This is a genomic window from Flavobacterium arsenatis (assembly GCF_031456785.1).
Taxonomy (GTDB): domain Bacteria; phylum Bacteroidota; class Bacteroidia; order Flavobacteriales; family Flavobacteriaceae; genus Flavobacterium; species Flavobacterium arsenatis.
Genome location: NZ_JAVDVI010000015.1, coordinates 85,873 through 106,183, shown reverse-complemented (window position 1 = coordinate 106,183; position 20,311 = coordinate 85,873). Strand labels below are relative to the sequence as shown.

The 20,311-nt window shown below is 39.3% G+C and carries 14 protein-coding genes and 1 pseudogene; 12 read left to right on the top strand and 3 right to left on the bottom strand.

The window, feature by feature from the left end; translation table 11 throughout:
- The 8 genes and pseudogenes from J2X31_RS15340 to J2X31_RS18285 all read left to right on the top strand — a co-directional run.
- On the top strand, nucleotides 1-549 hold a 549-nt coding region (locus tag J2X31_RS15340), incomplete at its 5' end, for a T9SS type A sorting domain-containing protein (RefSeq protein ID WP_310027854.1).
- A gap of 120 nt (nucleotides 550-669) precedes the next feature.
- Nucleotides 670-4,242: an RHS repeat protein gene (locus J2X31_RS15335; protein ID WP_310027852.1), complete on the top strand. Its 3,573-nt coding sequence runs from the start codon at nucleotides 670-672 to the stop codon at nucleotides 4,240-4,242.
- A gap of 6 nt (nucleotides 4,243-4,248) precedes the next feature.
- Nucleotides 4,249-7,896, top strand: a complete 3,648-nt coding sequence (locus J2X31_RS15330; protein WP_310027850.1) for a DUF6443 domain-containing protein — start codon at nucleotides 4,249-4,251, stop codon at nucleotides 7,894-7,896.
- Nucleotides 7,883-8,485: a hypothetical protein gene (locus J2X31_RS15325; protein WP_310027849.1), complete on the top strand. Its 603-nt coding sequence runs from the start codon at nucleotides 7,883-7,885 to the stop codon at nucleotides 8,483-8,485. Before J2X31_RS15330 ends, J2X31_RS15325 begins: the two co-directional genes overlap by 14 nt.
- A 646-nt stretch (nucleotides 8,486-9,131) precedes the next feature.
- Nucleotides 9,132-9,290: a hypothetical protein gene (locus J2X31_RS15320; RefSeq protein ID WP_310027846.1), complete on the top strand. Its 159-nt coding sequence runs from the start codon at nucleotides 9,132-9,134 to the stop codon at nucleotides 9,288-9,290.
- On the top strand, nucleotides 9,291-9,587 hold the full coding sequence (locus J2X31_RS15315) for a hypothetical protein (protein WP_310027844.1): 297 nt from the start codon (nucleotides 9,291-9,293) through the stop codon (nucleotides 9,585-9,587).
- A gap of 307 nt (nucleotides 9,588-9,894) precedes the next feature.
- Nucleotides 9,895-10,389, top strand: coding sequence for a hypothetical protein (locus J2X31_RS15310; RefSeq protein WP_310027841.1), 495 nt, complete (start codon nucleotides 9,895-9,897; stop codon nucleotides 10,387-10,389).
- A gap of 98 nt (nucleotides 10,390-10,487) precedes the next feature.
- A pseudogene (locus J2X31_RS18285) lies at nucleotides 10,488-10,619 on the top strand (IS1 family transposase); the annotation flags it as partial.
- A gap of 35 nt (nucleotides 10,620-10,654) precedes the next feature.
- On the opposite strand, the gene J2X31_RS15305 reads toward J2X31_RS18285, so the two are convergent.
- Nucleotides 10,655-11,053 (bottom strand): acyl-CoA thioesterase, encoded by a 399-nt coding sequence (locus tag J2X31_RS15305; RefSeq protein ID WP_310027840.1) that lies wholly within the window; start codon nucleotides 11,051-11,053, stop codon nucleotides 10,655-10,657.
- A 270-nt stretch (nucleotides 11,054-11,323) separates the two neighbouring features.
- Between J2X31_RS15305 and J2X31_RS15300 the strand changes: the two genes are divergently transcribed.
- A complete protein-coding gene (locus J2X31_RS15300) occupies nucleotides 11,324-12,592 on the top strand; it encodes an OmpA family protein (RefSeq protein ID WP_310027839.1) in 1,269 nt (422 codons plus the stop codon).
- Nucleotides 12,593-12,663: 71 nt separating this feature from the next.
- On the opposite strand, the gene J2X31_RS15295 is transcribed toward J2X31_RS15300, so the two are convergent.
- Together J2X31_RS15295 and J2X31_RS15290 are read right to left on the bottom strand one after the other, a co-directional pair.
- A complete protein-coding gene (locus J2X31_RS15295; protein WP_310027837.1) occupies nucleotides 12,664-13,707 on the bottom strand; it encodes an AMP-binding protein in 1,044 nt (347 codons plus the stop codon).
- Entirely contained in the window at nucleotides 13,700-14,626 is a 927-nt protein-coding gene (locus tag J2X31_RS15290; protein ID WP_310027835.1) for a CPBP family intramembrane glutamic endopeptidase, read from the bottom strand. The genes J2X31_RS15295 and J2X31_RS15290 overlap by 8 nt, the downstream gene beginning before the upstream one ends.
- A 99-nt stretch (nucleotides 14,627-14,725) precedes the next feature.
- On the opposite strand from J2X31_RS15290, the gene arsC reads away from it, so the two are divergent.
- The 3 genes from arsC (at nucleotide 14,726) to J2X31_RS15275 (ending at nucleotide 20,275) form a co-directional block, all read left to right on the top strand.
- On the top strand, nucleotides 14,726-15,067 hold the full coding sequence (gene arsC / locus J2X31_RS15285) for an arsenate reductase (glutaredoxin) (RefSeq protein ID WP_310027833.1): 342 nt from the start codon (nucleotides 14,726-14,728) through the stop codon (nucleotides 15,065-15,067).
- A 95-nt stretch (nucleotides 15,068-15,162) separates the two neighbouring features.
- Nucleotides 15,163-17,619, top strand: coding sequence for a TonB-dependent receptor (locus J2X31_RS15280; protein ID WP_310027832.1), 2,457 nt, complete (start codon nucleotides 15,163-15,165; stop codon nucleotides 17,617-17,619).
- A gap of 268 nt (nucleotides 17,620-17,887) precedes the next feature.
- On the top strand, nucleotides 17,888-20,275 hold the full coding sequence (locus J2X31_RS15275; protein WP_310027830.1) for a T9SS type A sorting domain-containing protein: 2,388 nt from the start codon (nucleotides 17,888-17,890) through the stop codon (nucleotides 20,273-20,275).
- Nucleotides 20,276-20,311 lie beyond the last annotated feature (36 nt).

Sequence of the window (20,311 nt, the reverse complement as noted above, 5' to 3'; positions counted from 1 at the left end):
GATACCGCCGCACGGGTAAATGATGCAGTAGGCGAACAGATAAGTTCTGCAACAGAAGGGATAAACGATGCCATCGGCAGGAACAACGACTCGGCATTCAAACTCGGGGTGGATTCGCCTACTGGCAAACTGCTGAATCCTTCCAAATCTGGCGGAGGCAAGGCAGGAGGCGGGCACGGAGGTGCGACAGCCACGGAAAACCTTGGTCCGAAACCGGGAGCGAAGATCTCACGGGACAAGAAGATGCACTACGGAGGGAAGGACTTCTGGGTGGTGAAGCTCAAGGACAGGGAGAAGCCGTTGAAGGAGAAGGTGAAGATAGAGGCGATACCGAACCCTGTTGTGAACTATACGAATGTGATTGTAGGGTTTGATTTTGATACCGGCACGGCACGGGTATATGACATAGGAGGCCGGGAACTGCAAAAATTTACAATTGACAGCAGGACTGTTCCTGTTAACCTGTCGGGCTATCCGATGGGGGTGTATATTGTGAACATCGTGACCAATATGGGTGAGGGGAGCGTCAAGGTGATCAAGAATGATTAGGCTCAAAAATCAAAATGAGGTGGCGGGAATAGGTGAATTGGATTGCCTGCCAGAATAGCCGTAACAAAACCATCACTGTAACCTAGGTGTTGGAAAACAATAACAACAACTGAATCATATATGAAAACAACACTATATTTTTTTTTAATGCTGGTGATCCTTTCAAACGTAGCAGCACAGCAACAACAGCAGCTAAACCTTCCCACAATCATCCCTGCATCCCCAACCTCCCAGACCTTCATGCGCTATGGCGAGATACCAGTGGACTACAGCACAGGGGTGCCAAACATCGACATCCCAATATATACCCTCGAAGGCACCAAGCTGAAGGTGCCGATCTCGATCTCCTATCACGCCTCGGGCATTAAGGTGCAGGATATTGCATCAGAGGTGGGGCTTGGGTGGTCGCTGAATGCCGGGGGGATGATCTCGCGTACCGTAAACGGGATACGTGACGAGAAGAGCATAGCAAAGACCTACAGCAATGCGGCGGCCATGCTGGCCGCGGTCAATACCAATGCCCACATATACGACTGTGCGAGCAATGTACTTTCTGGTATAAGGAATTTCGAGTTCTTTTTCGATGATACCTTCGACAACACCCAGGACTCGATGAGCGACCGCTACTTCTACAGGTTGCCCAACGGCCCTTCAGGCGTATTCACGTATGATTATCCGGCCAACAACACTGCGATTACGCTACCATATCGGCCTTATAAGATCGAAAGGTTTATTGACCCAAGCGGTCAGAAGAAAATATATAGGTTCAAGATAACAGACGACAATGGTACCCTTTATACTTTTGAATCGTATATGTCAAGCACACAACCTCCATCGGAATGGTTCCTCAAGGAGATGGTTTCAGCTGATGGTACCGACACGATTACTTTTACCTATCAGTTGCGTGAAGCGGCCTATTCAAGGAATGCTGTTTCTAAAATTTATTTTTCTAGCCCACAAGTCTATTCCTTACAATGTAGCCCTAGCGATCTTTTTTCAGGTGCCTATCAAACATTGACACCACTTCCCGGTTATAATACTCCCGTACTTCAGTCTATAACCAGCTCAAAGGCGGTGGTAACTTTTGAATATCAAGATGACAGGGAGGATTTTCCTTTGCTGAAAAGGCTTTCAGGTATAAAGGTAACACCTGTAGGGGTACCTTCACAAATCATAAAGAGTGTCATCTTCAATGACCGCTATTTTGGGACGACCGCAGAAAACAAGAGGCTCGGCCTGGAGAATGTTACATTTGCAATTCCCGGTGTACCGGAACAGCAGAAATACAATTTTACGTATGAAGCACAGGTACTGCCTGCCTATCCCTACAAGATGAGCCTTCCCAAATACCAGGAGGATTTCTGGGGCTATTACAATGGGACTCCCCTTGGATCTGCAAACAACAAAGCTCCCAGGGACTTTATTACAAATGCCAACGACAAGCAGAACTATGGTGCGGACAGGAAAGCAGATTCTTCCCCGACAGGATATTATTCCAAGGCCTGCATGTTGAAGGAAATCAGCTATCCTACTGGTGGACGGACAGTATTCGAATTTGAAAGGGCTTTTATTAACAACCTCTATCCGTATAACGCCCCATATAGTAATGGCTATGCAGGAGGTTTCAGAGTTGCGAGCATCAAAAGCTTTACAGAAGCGGATGTGATTGCGGGAATAAAGACGTATCAGTATAATATAGCTTCTACAAGGCAATTGAGGCAGGAATATTATACTTATAATCAGTTCATGACAGAAAAGAGATATACGGGTGGCAGTGAGTTTCCCAATAATCATTGTTGGGCTGAGTTTTCAAAATATTATGTGTTTCCTGATCCAATATTGCCACTTGAAGTTGCTCCTGGTTTACAGGTAGTGTATAAGCAGGTCACAGAATACCATGGAACACTAGCAGGTCATGAAAGCAAAACAGTATACGAGTACGATTACCCATATTCACCTAACGAATACGATGACAGTCCACTAGAATATCAATATGAAAGATTCCATCACCCCTTTCACTATGATAAAGGTAATTATCTACCACAGCTCCTGTCAAAGGAAACATCCTTAAAAAACCTCTCCGGATATAACAAGGTCCAACGGGAAGAATACCAATACAAGGAATTATTCAAATCCACATTCAATACGGGAATAAAGCTTACCCGTCAGAAAAGCTATCAGCACGAATCATATTGGACAATGGCCAATGCAGCTCCTTATGGTTGTTGCGGCTACAATGAAAATTGTGTACCAGGTTGTAATCCAGATGCATTTTGCAGTTCATCAATAGATGAATATATAAATTCGATTGTAGCAATAGACACCAAGGCCTATCAAGAGGCTTCCGTTATGACCCAAAGTATGACCTTTGTCTACGATCCACAAGATGAAACAAAATTTGTGCTGACGACCAGGAACCTTACCTACAACCAGGCCAACCTTGCCGTGAAGGAAGAAACTTCCACTTCAAGTGAGGGTGATCTGCTGAAGACCGAATATAAGTACCCCCATGATTTTCCTACCGTACAGCCCTATCAGGCAATGCTGGCCCGGAACCAGATAGCGCAGGTGATCGAGGCAAACCATTATAGGGGAGCAGTACTGCAGGACAAGGTGTTGACCCGCTACAGGAACTGGGGCAGCGGCATCATAGAGCCCGAGTACGTCAGCACCCAGAAGGCAGGCATCGGAGGGGTTGAGAACAGGGTGGACTACCTTGCCTATACCCAGAAGGCCAACCTTGCAGGTGTGCGGAAGACCGATGGCACTCCTACAGCCTACCTCTGGGGCTACAGTGGCACATTGCCTATCGCGATGGTGGACAATTCAAGGTATGTAAATACGTCCGTTCCAAAGACATTGTCCCAGCATTTCAGCACCAACAACAGCAGTATATCAATGACCAGCTCGGTGCCCTATACCTTGGCCAGCAACTGCGTATCCAACTGTACCGCAGGGACTGCAATAAATGCGATGGTAACGAGAAGGTATCAAAAAGGTAACGATCATCCGGCCACATTCACTGTCAAGATCTATGGTCCCGGAAATACCTTGGCGGCAACCATAACCGACAATATGCTCCAGTCCCAGACCACACTGGAAGTATCCAGCCAGGTATCCCTTCCCCCGGGTGCCTACACGGCGACTGCCGCCGCAACCTATCCCGTAGGTTTCGGATATGGCACCACCTATAGCCAAGAGGTGGAAGTAGAGCTCTATGCCACATTCAACGTTGATGCCACCGTACCATTCCATACCAGCTTCGAGGAGGATGCCCAGCAGGTAAGCACCTCTCAGAGCAAGACCGGAACCAAGAGCCACACGGGAAGCTATACGCTGACAATTCCCTCCTCCTCCTCTGGATATAGCCAGATGGTGGTCTCCTTCTGGGGCAAGATCTCTGCCTTCTCCGCCTGGACCTATGTGGAGCAGACTGTCACGACAACCACTTCAGGTTCCACCGTGACAATCGGAGGTGGATATGCCTTTATCGACGAGGTAAGGTTGCATCCGCCCGGAGCCCAGATGTCCACCTACACCTACAAGCCATTGGTTGGGATTACCAGTATGACCGATCCCAAGGGTCTGACAACTACGTATGAGTACGATGCATTTGGCAGGCTCAAGTGTGTTAGGGACCATCAGGGCAACATACTAACCGAAAGCAAGTACCATTACAAACCTCAAAACTAGGCCAGCATGAAAAGCATCAACATACTTCTCTGCCTCCTGCCAATGATCGCCCTGGCACAGAGCACCGACCAGAACCACATAAAGAACATCACCTACAAGCAGGCGGTCTCCATTCCGCTGAGCAATCCAACTCCTGCCCAGGCCTCCGTAGGCGTGACCTATTTCGATGGACTGGGAAGGCCGATGCAGCAGGTACTGCACAAGCAGTCCTCATCGGGGATGGACGTTGTGACACCCATCCTATACGATGACTATGGAAGACAGACAAGAGAGTACCTTCCCATACCAGCATCATCCAGCAACATGCTTTTCACTTCCAACTCCTCGCTTACCAGCAGTCCGTCAAGCCATTACACTACCAACTATGGTACGGATGCCTCCTTTGCCTATTCCGAAAAGCGCCTAGAGGCATCACCTTTGGGCAGGATCCTTGAACAGGGGGCACCGGGAATGGCTTGGAAAGTATTGGAAACCAGTGACCAGGACCACACCATCAAGTTTGAATACAAGACCAATGGGGAAGGGGAGGTCCGGCTGCTGAGGGCCGACGCCTCCTGGATCCCTTTGCAGGAACTCTACAATCCCTCTCCCGTAACCCGTGGCTATTATGATCCCAACACCTTGTACAAGACCATCACCAAGGATGAAAACTGGACATCGGGACTGCTGAATACAACCGTGGAGTTCAAGAACAGGCAGGGACAGGTGGTCTTAAAGCGTACCTATAACGACCCAGACAATACCAATACGGCAATTGCCCATGACACCTACTACCTCTACGACCAGTTTGGCAACCTCTCCTTTGTCCTGCCCCCCATGGCAGAAGGGAATATGAACGAGGAGATACTGGAAAAGCTCTGCTACCAATACAAGTACGATTCCCGCAACAGGCTGGTGGAAAAGAAACTGCCGGGCAAGCAGTGGGAGTTCATTTTATACGACCGGCAGGATCGAGTTGTGGCCACAGGGCCTGCCCATTCACCTTTCAACAACATTTCAGGCATGGGATGGCTCATCAATAAATATGATGCCTTGGGAAGGCCTATGCTGACCGGCTGGCTGGCCTCAAGCACCATACACGCAAACGGAAGGGCAACCCTTCAAAAAAACACCCTCAACCTCCAGACGGTATTCAACGAATCGAAGACCTCCACAAATACCACGATCAATGCAATACCATTCCGGTACACCAACCTAGCATGGCCCACTGCAGGCTATCATGTCCTCACAGTCAACTATTATGACGACTATGCCTTCCCGAATGCCCCCACCGTGTTCTCCATTGTCATGGACGGCATCCAGCAGGTACAGTACAACAATACAACATTGAAGCCTGTCGGATTGCCGACTGGCTCATGGACCAGGGTGCTCACTGGCTCATCCTCCACTTCGGGCGAGACCTCGTATGTGCTGTATGACAAGAAAGGAAGGGCGGTGAGGAACCATACGGCCAATTATCTGGGAGGATATACCTATACCGACACCAAGCTGGATTTTTCGGGCAAGGCCACCTACAGCACCACCTACCATAAGAGGAGCAGCGGTGACGAGCTGATCACAAGGGAGGAATTTACCTATTCCGACCAAGACCTCCTTATGAGCCACAACCATAAAATCACCTTTCCGGGCTATGCCGGGGTAGCTGAACGACTCTCTTCAAACGAATATGACGCATTGGGACAATTAAAAAGCAAACATGTTGGAGGGCCTGCAACCAACCCCACAGGCCTACAGAAGGTAGATTTCTCCTATAACATCCGGGGTTGGCTCAAGGGCATCAATAATACCTTAAGCTTTGCAGAGAGTGGTTTTCCTAATGACCTCTTTGCCTTCAGGATAGGCTATAATGAAGTGGAGGGCATGAGCACACCGCTGTTCAATGGGAACATATCAGAGACCTATTGGAAGACCCACCCTGAGAATACATTAAGGAAGTACAGCTATGAGTACGACGATCTGAATCGATTGACCGATGCCTACTACCAGAAACCCGGACTTACCCAACCCTATACCGCTGCATACAACGAGGAGATCGGCTATGACAAGAATGGCAACATCCGCCATCTTTACAGGAATGGATATCGGGATGGGGATACCAGCTATAGCTATAACATTGATGACCTGAACTACCTTTATGATCACAATTCCAATGTGCTTCGGAGGGTTGACGATAAAAGCTACAGCCTCGATGGCTTCTTGGATGGCAATATCAACAAGGATTTCAACCCCACGCACTTTGATCATGATTACGAATACGATGACAATGGCAACATGACTGCGGATTGGAACAAGGGCATAGAAAGGATAGACTACAACCACCTGAACCTGCCCACAAAGATCACCTTTAGGGTGAGTGCCGGACAAAAGAATATTACGTATATTTACAATGCCCTAGGGCAAAAGATGCTCAAGCACGTCCTGAACCAATCACCAGACGGCGAACATCAGAACGTGGTCACGGAGTATCTTGGAGGCTATCAATACATAGCCGGTGTATTGGAATTTTTTCCAACGTCCGAAGGGTATGTGAGGGTCACCAACGGAAACATATTCAATTATGTCTATAACTATACCGACCACCTTGGTAACATAAGGCTCAGCTATACCAATGATGACAACACGGCACAGGTTTTGGAGGAAAACCACTACTATCCTTTCGGGATGAGGCACAGCTATAACCGCCGTATCCTCGACTGGGGAGGAAGTATTGGGACAGGAGGGATCTATGCCATTGTGCAACCGGTAAGGAGGAGCAACTATCAGTATAAGTACAATGGCAAGGAGTATCAGGATGAACTTTCACTGAACTGGTACGACTATGGAGCGAGGAATTACGACCCAGCACTGGGAAGATTTTTTAATATTGATCGTATGGCGGAAATGTTTGAGAGAATGACCCCTTATCAATATGCAGGAAATACGCCAACATATTTTATAGATAGAAATGGAGAGTATATTGATATTAATGACCCCAATGGTACAGATAAGTATAGATATCAAAACGGTCAAACACAAAAAAGACAAGCAGACGGCAGTTACAAAACAATTGATGCTTCTGAAAATTTATCAGACTTTGTCCTGCAAACCATTGCAGGTTTAAATGGTTTAGAGAATAGCGGTAAGACAGGAAAAGGAATGATTGATGCTTTTTCGGGCGATAAAAAGAATGTTACCTTTGAATATACTCAAGGACAAGCTCCCGAGGCAAATCGTAACACAGGTATAATTTCTTTAGACCCAACGTCGGCTAATAAATCATGGACAACTGAAGGATATATAGCCACTCCGCTTTTTGTAACTCTAGGACATGAGATGGAACACATAGCAAGTAAAAACTCATCTAATTATGATACTTGGTATAAACCAGGTGTCTTTAAAGCAGAAATTGGAGCCACGCATGTTGAAAATAAAATCCGTGCAGAATCAGGACTTCCATTAAGAACACATTACGGTGGTAATTCCAAAGGTGCATTTGCTGAATCTCGCTTGATAGATAATCAAGGTAATAGTATTTATTATAACATAGATGGAGGTCGTTATTTATATCCAAATACACCTCAAACACAACAAACACAAGCTACTATTAATGATGTGAATAAGGCGAATAAAGGAGTGATTTTAAATTCTAGATATAATTACAATGAAAATAGGTAAAATAATTTTAGTATTGATAATGATTACATCTCAACTGGGATGTTCACAAAAATTAACTTTGGACTTAATTAATACTCCTAGTAAAAAATATTTTTCTAAGGAACTAAAACAGCAAATAGAAACTTATAAGGATTTTCCCGATATGGTAAAGGATATTAATGATAGAGAAAATATGTATTTTAATATCCGTATTGAGAATAGAAATAAGGCATTGAAAGACATTGACTTTGAAAGCAAAAAAATAATCATCATCATTGATAAATTGCGTAGTAGCTATTCGGGTTTAGTAGAAGATAGCTTTGTTTTTACAGATAATGACGATGTCTACACTAATATAATTCAGTCTGCTGACGATGAAATAGTAAGAATTATTAAAAAGAAAAATCTAAAATTAGATAATGTTGATGAAGATGTTTTAAAAGTTTATCAGAACTTCAATTCAAAAGATGTAGAGTCATTAAACAAAGATCTTAAAAAGCAATTAGACGTGATTTCAACTCCTGTTTTCTATGTTACAGTTATAAAAAAGGGAAAAGTTAAATATTATACCATTGATTTAGAAACAGGATATAAAGTTATAGAGAGATAAATTAACTTCGATTCTACTTACTTTAAAACGAAAGAACCACTTCATTACGGAGTAGTTTTTTCCTATTATAAAGTTTTGTTTTATTATTGAATAAAATCGGGTGCTGTTTTATGGTGTCTTTTGCAATATAAAGACTATCCCTTTTAGGAAAGGTATAGCAACCACAGGGAGAAATATTGTACCAACGGAATTCAAAATTTAATAGTTGAGTTGTATCCTTTTTGGTTTTAGTTTCTACGGTTTTTTGAGCCTGTGTCAGACTAAAGAATAAAAGCAATACTATTTGGAAAACGATTTTCATTGTATAAAAATAGCACATTATGAGATAGTTTCCAGAACAACACCAGCTCTGCGAAGTCTCCCGACTTCGCATTCAAACAAATCATCTTTCCGGTTCTGCATATTTTCCTTAAAATTCACACAACCTTAAAACATGATTATGCTCTGCGAAGTCGGGAGACTTCGCATCCAAACAAATCATTTAGTATATTTGATAAAAAGAAAATGGAAGGATATAGGATAAAAAATCAAGAATTGCCACATTTTATTACTGCTACGGTTGTAGATTGGATCGATGTTTTTTTCTAGAAAAAACTATCGTGATGTGGTTATTGAGTGTCTTGACTATTGCATCAAAAATAAGGGGATGGTTCTCTATGGCTATGTGATTATGAGTAATGATATTCATCTGGTGGTTCAATCGAGTGAGGGATTATTGTCTGACTTGATTAGGGATTTCAAGAAGTTTACGTCAAAAACAATTTTAGATAAGATTCAGGCCGAGCCTGAGAGTAGAAGGGAATGAATGATGGAGCGTTTTCGGTTGGCTACCGAGAGCCATTCCAGAAACAAGAATTATCAGTTTTGGCAATATGGGAATCACCCGGAGGAGGTTTACAGCAATAGTTTTATGTGGTCGAAGCTGGATTATATTCATCTCAATCCTGTTCGGGCGGGTTTGGTGGAAAAGGCCTCTCACTATGTTTATTCGAGTGCTTCGGTTTATGTTGACGGCAAGGGAATGGTGCTGATCGAGAAGGCTGACATGTCTATTGTAGATGTTTTGAATGTAAGTAATGTGCAACGATATGATTCTTATTGAGATTGATTTAGTTTGTGTGCGAAGTCGGGAGACTTCGCAGAGCGGGTAGGTATGACGATTACAGACAAAACAATGCTACTCTTAATAAAATCACAGTTCCATTTGAGGGTTTTGAAAATAACTTTATGGGTAGCAAGGGTACTTCTCTGCATAAAGTCCAGTATCAGCAATGGTTTGAACATGCAAAAAGTCGTGCGAAAGCCCACAATAATCCAAAGACAATTATAGGCAAAATGGCTGTAGATCGTGTAGGTGGTTTTATGATTATACCTAATGGTGCACGTAGAGCACAAAAAAATTAGAACAAATGAAGAAACTTATTATTTTCCTATTGGTATTGATCTCGTGTAAAAACGATTCAAAGTATGTGCAAGATGAAATGCCAACAAAAAAATTTTCTGGCTATGGGATAATATCGTTTTCTAAATCATATAATGGTTCAATCCGATATATGGAATTTTATCCAATACTAAAATCTGATAATCACGACTCAACAGTAGAAAAAAACATTAAAATTTTCCTTACAAAGGGCGTTATAATCCGGGGTAACAATGATACTAAACTCTGGCAAGATTTAATAAAATCTCATAATTTAGAGGCAGACGAATCTGGTTTTTGTAAAAGTTTAATTTTTTTAAAATACGATAACAGCTTTAGTTTCAATTATGAAAAACCAATACCTAATAGTCTTGATTTAAAAGAAAGACATTTCAAAACAAAAACTTTCGATTGTTTGCAAATACAAAACTGTAAATTTAACATTGTTGATACAAAATTATCAAGTCATTTTAAAACACGGTAATGTACGATTTGCTTTTCAAGGAGCTTTAGGGTTTTATTCAATGTTTTGAAGATTTATTTTTGGGCTTAGAGATTTTAAATTGTAAGTTTATCTTTTAAAAACGTTTTGGTATCAATCATTGAAAGGAAGAATTTAACATTGAGAACCCATCTAAAAGATAGAACCGCCGAACGATCTGTTTCGCTAAAAGCTTGACACTTTTGATTTCACTGCTGAAGATTTTTTTTTGGTTTAATATTAATGATAGACCAATCCCATTGGAAGTCTATGATGAAAAATTATTTCTTCTATCCCTTATAAATTCTATTGTAGTTTTTCCGTGGGATTTTGGTTTTCCTTCATCGTCCAAGCTAACCATAGTGATAGTGTCGATTGTAATGATGGTATCCCAAGTCATGATGTTTCGAACCTCACATTTTAGCACTATGGATGTGTTTCCGAATTTCACCACATCAATCCCAATTTCGATGATGTCGCCTTGCTTTGCCGAACTTCTGAAATTAATTTCCGACATATGTTTGGTTACAATCCTTGAATTTTCTAGTTGGATAATGGAATATAAAGCAAGTTCTTCATCTATCCATGCCAATAACTTCCCTCCAAATAGTGTTCCGTTTGGGTTCAGATCCTCTGGTTTTACCCATTTTCTAGTGTGAAATCTCATAATATTTTCATTAAATAGTAAAAGTACTATTTTATTGAATAGCTATAAATTTGTCCAATAACAATATGGCAATTTTTTGAAGAGAAGACACACAATATTTTTTATTATGCTTGCATACATTGTGAAATTCGTAAAAAACAGTGGTGTTATCTTGAGAAATCTATAAAAACACAAATGATTTTGTTAAATTTTTTGTTAAAAGAGGTTTTTTAGTAAAAAAAATTGACTTATTTTGTACTCAAAATTAAAACTAAAAAAATTAAAACTATTATGAAAAAGATTTTACTTACCCTTAGCGTATTTGCACTTACTACAAGTGTATTTGCACAAACAGATGAACCGACGAGTGTGTCAACTGAAAATTCTTCAGACTATAACAAATGGTCTATTGAATTAAACGGAGGAGTTAATAAATTCCAAAGACCTGCGACTTCAGGTTATTTTCAATCAACTCCAAGTCCGTGGAATGCTGATTTTGGTGTTCGTTATATGTTTAATAACAAATTTGGTTTGAAACTTGATGCTGGATACTACAGCTTTACAGGAAAAGATGAGTCAATGGATTTTGATACTCATTTTTACAGGGCAAACTTACAAGCTGTTGCTAATGTTGGTAGAGTTTTAAACTTTGAAACTTGGACAAACAGATTAGGATTGTTAGCTCATGGAGGATTTGGTTATGCACAATTAAAAAGTGATAACCACGCTTTTACTGATAGAATGGGTAACTTCATGGTTGGTTTAACTCCTCAATTGAGACTTTCTAACAGAGTTGCATTAACTGGAGATTTCTCTACACTTTTAACAGTTAGCCAAAACAAGTCTTTTGACGGTGCAAGTGATTATACTGGAAGAGGTTTTCAAGGAATTCTTTTTCAAGGATCGATTGGTTTGACTGTATATTTAGGAGGAAACGAGAAACATGCTGACTGGGTTACTATGGATTCTGAATTGAAAAAAGAAATTGATGCATTAGAAAACAGATTGGCTACAATCGAAACAGGATTAACTGATTCTGATCAAGATGGTGTTCCAGATATGTTTGATGCTGAACCAAATTCAATGGCTGGTGTTCAAGTTGATACTAAAGGTAGAACAATCGATAGAAACAACAATGGTGTTGCTGACGAATTGGAAAGCTATTTTGAAACTAAATATGGTGATAAAGGAAACACTTCAACTTCTGGAATGGACGTGAAAAGTTTGATCAATGATGGATATGTAAATGTTTATTTTGATTTCAATAAAACACAACCAACAACTGAATCTGCTTCAGGAATTAACTTCCTAGTGAAATATTTGAAAGCAAATCCATCTGCTTCTGCTGATGTAGTAGGTTATGCTGACGAAATTGGAAATGCTGATTACAACAAAAACTTGTCTCAACAAAGAGCTGCGAATGTAAAACAAATCTTGGTTGATGCTGGAATCAGTGGTTCAAGATTGAATGTTGTTGCAAATGGTGAAGATACTTCTGTAAACAAAGATTCTAAACAAGCACGTCAGATTGTAAGAAGAGTTACTTTCAAAATCAAATAATTCTTAGATTGATATAACTTAAAAAGCCCTGAGAAATCAGGGCTTTTTTTATGAATTAATTTTTTTTAAAATTACAATAAAGAATCTTTTCTAATTATTTTTCCGTTACCCGTTTCTTTAAATTGAGGGATGAAAACTACTTCTTTTGGTTTTTCATATTTCTCTAATTTATCAAAAAGGTTTTCTGGTAGTTCGTACTTTTCTCCTTCAACAACCAGTATTAATTTTTCTCCCAAATCGGCATCTGGTATTCCAGCAATAAAAAATCTTCTATCAGTTATTTTCTTGGTAAGCTTTTCTTCTATGAGTTCTGGACTGAATTTTATACCCCCGCTGTTGATTACATTGTCCAGCCTTCCTAGAAAAACAAATTCAGTATCTGATATTAAATCTACCAAATCGTTCGTCACAATAGGAGTCTCTGAAATATTTGGGGCATGGATAACCAAACAATTTCTTTCATCTTTTTCGACAGTTACATTGGGCAACACCTTGAAGCTTTTCTCGCCAACATTCTTTGCTGCAATATGAGAAACGGTTTCGGTCATGCCGTATGTTTCAAAGGATTTCGTTGGTAATTTTAATAATTGTTGCTCCAGAGAAGTATTGATTTTTGCACCTCCAACAATTAGTTTTTTTATCAAGTGCAATTCGTTCAGCGAATTTTGAGCCTGAAGCGGCACCATGGCCGAAAAATCATAAACAACGTCATTGTTCTTGAGCGGTCTTGAGCTAGGAGCCACAAACTCCATATCCAATCCGAGGATAAAACTTCGAACAAACATCAGTTTCCCGGCAACATATTTGACAGGAAGACAATTCAAGACCTTATCTCCAGGATGAATATCAAAAAAATCTCCCGTTGCAAGGGAAGAATCTACCATCGCTTGCTTTTTTACGCGAATTAATTTTGGAATTCCCGTACTTCCAGAAGTTTGCATTTCGATGTAATCTCTATCATCAAACCAATCCAGGAGAAAATCCCCCACAGGTTTTTCAAAGGGCTCGCCTTCTTTTATAAAACTATAGGCCACACGGCAAAGGTCATCCCGATCAAGATGAAAACCGTTGAGCTTGAATTTATTGTGAACATCACGGTAGGTTGGACTATACATTTTCTTCTATTTTATTAAATTGATTTTCGTTGTTTTCTGGAATTTGTCCGGTGAGCTTTTCTTTCCATCCGGACCATTTGTACTTTTTACTAAAGATAAATAAAAGAATCGGAAAAATTATGACCACAGGCAAAATTACATCGAAGCCAGCACTTGGCTCGGAAAGGTCTTTCAGGATAGAATGGGTCTGGAATGCCGACCAATCCGATGTTATCAGCAAAGCTCCAATTAAATTATTGGCGGCATGAAAACCTAAGGCAAGTTCCAATCCTTCGTCCATTAGTGTTAGAATTCCTAGGAAAAAACCAGTTCCGATGTAGTATACCATAATAATGTAGCCCATTTTACCCACTTCTGGATTGGCAATGTGCATCACTCCAAATAAAACAGAGGTAATCAAGAAAGGCCATAACCTGCTTTTGGTTACTACGCCAATTCCCTGCATCAAATAGCCCCTGAAAAAATACTCTTCAAAACTCGTTTGCAACGGAATAAGCAAAACGGCCAAAATTAAAAAGGTGAAAAACGGAACAGGTTGAAAGTTGACATGGAAATTTTCAGGATTAGCAAAATAAGCCAATGAAACCATTACAATTGTAATGAAAGCCCATAAGAAAAAAGAAAACAGAATCCTTCCCCAATCCACTCTTGGTCGGGAAGTTGTGAGGCTTCGGATGCTTTGCTGATGGAGCACTTTTACCCAAAAAAGAAGGAACAAACAAGCAAAAGATAAAGGACCAACAAGAAGAACAAAGGCAAGATTTACTCCAATTTGATTGATTAGATCATGAATCACTTTTTCAGTATCCATTCCTTGACTGGAGATGTAATTGACAATCATCAGAAACATAAAACCTAATGGAATTGGAAGATAAAGTATAAAGTTAAACTTCTTGGTATTCATTTGTTCTATAAACATACTTTCGATTTTTTTAAAATGGGAATTAAATTTCTTACCCCGAATTTAATCCTAATTTCTCAAATGATTTCAATTACTTTGTAAAAAAATAACTTTTATATGATACAAATACTGCACAATCCACGATGTGGAAAATCCAGGGAAGGTTTGGCCATTTTGGAGGCTTCTGGAAAAGAATTTGAAGTGATTAAATACTTGGAAAACAATCCATCAAAAAAACAATTGAAGGAAATCATCAGGAAATTGAATGTTGAGCCTTTGAAATTAGTTCGCCAAAATGAAACCATCTGGAAAGAAAATTTCAAGAACAAGGATTTATCCGATGACCAAATTATTGATGCAATGGTTGCAAATCCGATATTAATCGAACGACCAATCGTTATAAACGGCAACAAGGCAATTATCGGCAGACCTCCTTTGGAAATCAGCACTATAATTTAGAACAGTTCAACTGATGTTTTAACAAACCTTTGTGAAATCGGGCTTAAACCAAAAAGTACTTTTGCAGTCTTATCCCGATAATCAAAATTTCAATAATGAAAAATTTTCAGCACAGCATAACTTTATTCTTCCTAATGTTTTCTCTTTTAGGCTTTTCTCAAGAAAGACCGGCAACCAAAAAAGTAAAAGTTACGGGAAGAGTTATTGATAAAACTACCAATCAGCCTCTAGAATACACCACTGTTACGTTTCAAAATCCAAAAAATCCTAGTGATATTACGGGTGGGATTACCGATGCAAAAGGTGAATTTGAATTCAACATCAATGCAGGTGTCTATGATGTAAAGGTTGAATTCATTTCGTTCAAGGTAATTGAAATGAAGGGCCGAAATCTGCAACAGGACACCAATCTCGGAAGTTTTGCTTTGGTAGAAGATGCTACAATGCTGAACGCCGTTGAAGTCCGACAAGAAGTTTCGACCGTTAGCATGAAACTGGACAAAAAGGTATACAATGTGGGTCAGGACATGATTGTAAGAGGCGGAACGGTAAGTGATGTTCTCGACAATGTTCCTTCCGTTTCGGTAGATTCTGATGGAACTGTTAGCCTTCGAGGAAACGAAAGTGTGCGAATCTTGATTGACGGCCGACCATCAAATGCCATCAATATGGCAGAAGCGTTGCGACAGATTCCTGCAGATGCAATAGATAAGGTGGAGATTATCACAAATCCATCTGCCAGATATGATGCTGAAGGCGGTGCTGGTATCATCAATATCCTACTTAAAAAAGGAAAGAATCAGGGAATTAATGGTGTGGTTACGGCAACCGTTGGAGATCCAGAAACGTATGGCATTACAGGAACAGTTAATTTCAAAAATGAAAAAATCAACCTTTTTACAACTCAAGGTTACAATTACAGGACTAGTCCAGGAAATTCCATGACCGACACTGAATATTTGAGTCCATTAGCAGAGTATAAATTTATTGATGAAAGAAGAAATAACGAGCGAGTGAGAGAAGGCTATAATGGAAGTTTTGGTTTTGATTGGTTTTTGGATGAAACCACAACCTGGACTCATATATTCTCCTACCGAAACGATAATGGAGACAACCCTGAAAACACTTTTTTCTACAATTATGACAGCAACAGGAATTTGATTTCAACTAGAAACCGATCCAATACTCAAATTTCCAAAGGGGAGAATGTTGAATATTCTACCAATTTCATCAAAAAATTCAAGAAAGATGGACATCAATTGACTTTTGATGGCAATGTTTCCCTAAATAAGGATGACGACAAAGCTTCAATCTTAGATAATATAAATACCGATGAGAGGACCTTCAACAATCAAAAGCAAACCACAACACAGCTTCAGGCCGATTATGTATTGCCCATCAAGGAAAACAGCCGCTTCGAAGCAGGTTATAGAGGAAGCTTCACCGAGAATATCGTAGCGTTCCAGTCGGATTCGCTTAATGTAAATACGAATCAGTATGACACCAACTTTAATCTTTCAAACGACTTTGAATACAAGGAAAATGTAAATGCTTTGTATACTCAATTTGGTTCGAAAATCAGCAAGTTCTCCTACTTATTCGGTCTTCGTTGGGAAGATTCAAAGATCAATGTAAATCAGTTGTCAACAGCAGATTATAATGCAAAAAAATACAACAATTTCTTTCCAAGTGCTTTCTTAACCTATGAGATTTCCGATGAAACAAACATATCTTTGAGCTACAGCAGGAGAATCCAAAGACCTAGAGGAAGGTTCCTGAACCCGTTCCAAAACCGTTCAAGTGACATCAATATCTTTCAAGGAAATCCAGATTTAGATCCAGCCATGACCGATGCATTTGATTTGGGTTATTTGAAAAAATGGAAAAAAATAACCTTGAGTACATCGGCCTATTTCAATAGAACAAAAGATGTTTTTCAATTTGTGAGAAGAGAAAATGGTGAATTTTCAAACGGGACTCCAGTAGTTTTAAGCGGCCCTATCAACTTGGCAGAAGAAAGAAGATTTGGTTTTGAGTTTACACTTAATTACAACCCATTCAAATGGTGGAGATTAAACAGTAATTTCAACTTCTTTAGCAATGAAACCATTGGCCAATACAATTATGTAAACTCCCTTGGTCAAGATGTTTCCATCGATTTGGACAACAGTGCAACGGGATGGTTCACGAGAGTAAATTCGAAAGTAACATTGCCTTATAAAATAGAATGGCAATTGAATGCGACTTATAATGCCCCCCAGACGAATTTCCAAGGAAAAAGTTTAGGCGTTTTGTCGGCCAATATGGCTTTAAGTAAAGATATCTTGAAGGAAAGTGCCACTATTTCATTAAACGTTAGTGACATCTTCAACTCAAGAAAAAGAATCAACGAAACCAATATTGCAAATGTTTTGAATTCCTATAGCGAAATGCAATGGAGGGAAAGACAAATCAATCTTTCGTTTACCTACCGATTCAACAAAAAGAAAAACGAGAAGGAAAGACAGCCAAGACGTGAAGGCGGAGATGAAGGAGAATTTATGGGAGGTTAGAGATTAAACGATTCAAATTAATAAAGACGGCTGTTCAAAAGCTGTCTTTTTTTGTTTGGGATTGTTCTTTGATTTAGAATTTTATTATTATCGTATTGATAAAGGATGAACGATAATTCATTTCAAAAATCTGCTACAGCTTCTAGCTTTGCAATTTTATAGTATATTTGCCAGCTATTGAGTTATAAATGAGACTGTTTGTGTTTATCAATAATTGGTTAAACTCCAATGAAGCAGTTATGTGATTCGATTAATTTAAAAATGAAAAATGAAAAAATTATTACTTCTTTTGTGGTCTGTAGTTGCTTGGTCTCAATCTGAAATTGTTACGAATGTTAATTTTGGGGCATCAATAGATTTTACAAATCAGCCAATTTCACCCCAAGCTGATTATTCGAGATCACAGGTGATTTATTACAAAGAAAATTTAAGATTCAAAGGAGATATCAATCAAATTAGGTATAAAACTTCCTTTTCCGGAATTTCTCTTGAAAATTCATACCATTGGGTGGTGAAGTTGGGAACAACATCATTAGAAGAATATGGTAACGGAGTTGGATTTATTGGCCAATCTCAACTTACAGAAGTTTTTAATGGAGTTGTTTCTTCGGGTCCAGGCGAGATAATTATTAATTTCACGACACCATTTTATTATTCAGGATTGGAGAATCTGGTAATTGAAGTTGAAGAAGTTACTCCCGGATCTACTTCCAGTGGTTTATCTGGGTTTTTGGGTAGAGAGGATTTTAACAATCCGCCAAAAAGGAGCATCATGACACTAACAGATGGCGGAGGAACCTATTTGTACATTGAAAATTCATATCCGGCAACACGCTTTTTCGGAAACTTAGAGCGTTGCATCTCGCCTGTTGTTCAAACTAGTCCTCAAAATGTTACTCAAACAACAGCTACCATAATTTTGCAGAATAATCCTTTAATTTCGACCTATCACTATGCAGTATATACAAATGGAACTCCATTTCCTGATGATTTAGAAACAACAACATCAACAACAATAGACTTTATAGATTTATTACCTGCCGAAAAATACCGCTTTAGTGCCATATCTGATTGTTTTGATCCTTTGCCAATGTTTGGTAATACTACATTTGACACGAAACCTATAGAGATTTCAATCCCTCAAACAATTACATTTGATGGAGAAAACACGAGAAATTATTTTTTACCTACCGGTTATTTAGGCAGTTCGAGTGTAGATGCCGTAGCGGCTGAAAATTCAAATAATGGTTTGCTATTTCGTTCAACAGATTTTCAAATGAATGTGCCAAGCTTTTCAACCTCCGGCGACATCTGGACAAATAACACAAGCTATATCGCAAAAGCTGAATTTATTATTGATTTAACTAATAATCCGACTAATCCGATTTTTACTTTTAGGTTAAAACAAAAAGTGGGGGCTACTTTGAGAGTGAAAATTGGGAATAATCAAGTGGGTTGGAATTATAAATCAGTTGCTGGAGGCGATGTTAATTTTGAAACTATTGTAGTGGATTTAAAAAACAATATTGGTCAAAAGATTGATTTGACTATTGAACACGTAAGTGACTTTTATATCGTTAACCAAAGAAGCTCATGGGTAGATACAATTGAGTTAAAAGAAGAAACCTGTTTAATCCAATCCCAAGATTTTGTTGTTTCAAAAACTACCAACTCAATTTCTTTAAGCAATTTAGATACTGCTATACAATATGATGTTGCAATTGTGCCTCAATCAAGCACTTTGACTGATAATTCATGGACAACAACAACTTTACCCTATACTTTTGATGCTTTAAATGTAGCTTCTGCCTATAAAGTATATATTCGAAAAAAATGCGATTCAGAAAACAGTAAATGGCTCGAATTATTTGAAACAACTCTGCCAGAAAATATTTTGCCACCCTACACAGCGTCTTTTGCAAACAATACAACCGGAATATATGTTGCTCCAAAATACAATTTGTCTTCTGAAGTAAATTTTACTAGTGGCTATCCTGTTGTAGCTTTACATCAAAAAAGTGCAAATACTTCTTGGATTGGTGGGTTAAACACAACTGAAAGTCAAGCTTGGAATGACAATAAACATTTTATTTCATCGCTTTATATGATTGTTGATGCTCAGAACACGAGTACACTCAATATGACTATTAGAAATAGAGTAAGAAGATTAGGCTCTGCAAATACCTCTTGGTTTAGAATTTTAATAAATGAAGAACAAATAGGACCAAGTTATCAAGGTGCCGTAAATGCACAATACCAAAATCTTTTGATTAATCTTAATGCATTTGCCGGGACTCTATTTACAGTTGAATTGCAACATTCAGGTCAATCTTCAGGATTTTTGTTTGCAGGGAATGACGATAGGGTAGATATATCAAGTATTATGTTTGACAACACAACTCTTTCCATTCAAGAGAATCAGATTAACACTATTAAAGCTTTTCCTAATCCAATTCAAAACTCATTAACATTGTCTTGCAACAATCAGATGGAGACCATACAGGTGTTTAATACGCAAGGTCAATTAATAGAGCGAATTTCTAATTATGAAAAAGCTGAATTGGTTTTGGATACTTCAAAATGGTCCACAGGATTGTATCTTGTTCACATAACTTCAAATAAGAGTAATTTTATTCAGAAGATAATTAAAGAATAACTTTCAATAAAAACAGTTAAGAAAGAAAATAAGAAG

What these genes read in the sequence shown, in the direction of transcription:
- J2X31_RS15335 (WP_310027852.1), top strand. Translation starts at nt 670, where the DNA reads ATGAAAACAACACTATATTTTTTTTTAATGCTGGTGATCCTTTCAAAC.
- J2X31_RS15330 (WP_310027850.1), top strand. Translation starts at nt 4,249, where the DNA reads ATGAAAAGCATCAACATACTTCTCTGCCTCCTGCCAATGATCGCCCTG.
- J2X31_RS15325 (WP_310027849.1), top strand. Translation starts at nt 7,883, where the DNA reads ATGAAAATAGGTAAAATAATTTTAGTATTGATAATGATTACATCTCAA.
- J2X31_RS15320 (WP_310027846.1), top strand. Translation starts at nt 9,132, where the DNA reads ATGGTTCTCTATGGCTATGTGATTATGAGTAATGATATTCATCTGGTG.
- J2X31_RS15315 (WP_310027844.1), top strand. Translation starts at nt 9,291, where the DNA reads ATGATGGAGCGTTTTCGGTTGGCTACCGAGAGCCATTCCAGAAACAAG.
- J2X31_RS15310 (WP_310027841.1), top strand. Translation starts at nt 9,895, where the DNA reads ATGAAGAAACTTATTATTTTCCTATTGGTATTGATCTCGTGTAAAAAC.
- J2X31_RS15305 (WP_310027840.1), bottom strand. Translation starts at nt 11,053, where the DNA reads ATGAGATTTCACACTAGAAAATGGGTAAAACCAGAGGATCTGAACCCA.
- J2X31_RS15300 (WP_310027839.1), top strand. Translation starts at nt 11,324, where the DNA reads ATGAAAAAGATTTTACTTACCCTTAGCGTATTTGCACTTACTACAAGT.
- J2X31_RS15295 (WP_310027837.1), bottom strand. Translation starts at nt 13,707, where the DNA reads ATGTATAGTCCAACCTACCGTGATGTTCACAATAAATTCAAGCTCAAC.
- J2X31_RS15290 (WP_310027835.1), bottom strand. Translation starts at nt 14,626, where the DNA reads ATGTTTATAGAACAAATGAATACCAAGAAGTTTAACTTTATACTTTAT.
- arsC (WP_310027833.1), top strand. Translation starts at nt 14,726, where the DNA reads ATGATACAAATACTGCACAATCCACGATGTGGAAAATCCAGGGAAGGT.
- J2X31_RS15280 (WP_310027832.1), top strand. Translation starts at nt 15,163, where the DNA reads ATGAAAAATTTTCAGCACAGCATAACTTTATTCTTCCTAATGTTTTCT.
- J2X31_RS15275 (WP_310027830.1), top strand. Translation starts at nt 17,888, where the DNA reads ATGAAAAAATTATTACTTCTTTTGTGGTCTGTAGTTGCTTGGTCTCAA.